Raw genomic sequence first — 432 nt, 5'->3', positions numbered from 1 at the left:
ATAGTAATGAGACTATCTTAGATTTTTTGTCTCAATGGTAAGACTATGTCATAAATAATCATTTTTCGAATCAAGAGTGCGGTACGAGCTAGGTTTTGACGCTAAAAACCGAAAAAGCCACCCGAAGGTGGCTTTTAAATTACACGGGCAGTAAACACCCCATAAGCGAAAATTACGCTTGTGGGCGCATTGCCGGGAACAAGATCACGTCACGGATTGTGTGGGTGTTAGTAAATAGCATCGCTAGACGATCGATACCAATACCTTGACCCGCTGTTGGCGGTAGGCCGTGCTCTAGTGCAGTAATGTAGTCCGCATCGTAGTACATAGCTTCGTCATCACCCGCGTCTTTTGCGTTAACTTGTGCTTTGAAACGCTCGTCTTGGTCTTGTGCATCGTTAAGCTCAGAGAAACCGTTCGCTACTTCACGGC

At 45.6% G+C, this 432-nt stretch carries 1 protein-coding gene; it reads right to left on the bottom strand.

Annotated features, from left to right (window positions below; all coding sequences use genetic code 11):
• Positions 1-172: 172 nt before the first annotated feature.
• Positions 173-432: amino acid--tRNA ligase-related protein (locus AB4496_RS26645; RefSeq protein WP_372132914.1), on the bottom strand; the 260-nt coding region annotated here is incomplete at its 5' end.

Source organism: Vibrio sp. 10N.222.46.A1, assembly GCF_041473595.1.
Lineage (GTDB): Bacteria > Pseudomonadota > Gammaproteobacteria > Enterobacterales > Vibrionaceae > Vibrio > Vibrio tasmaniensis_A.
This window is presented reverse-complemented; position numbering and strand designations above follow the sequence as displayed.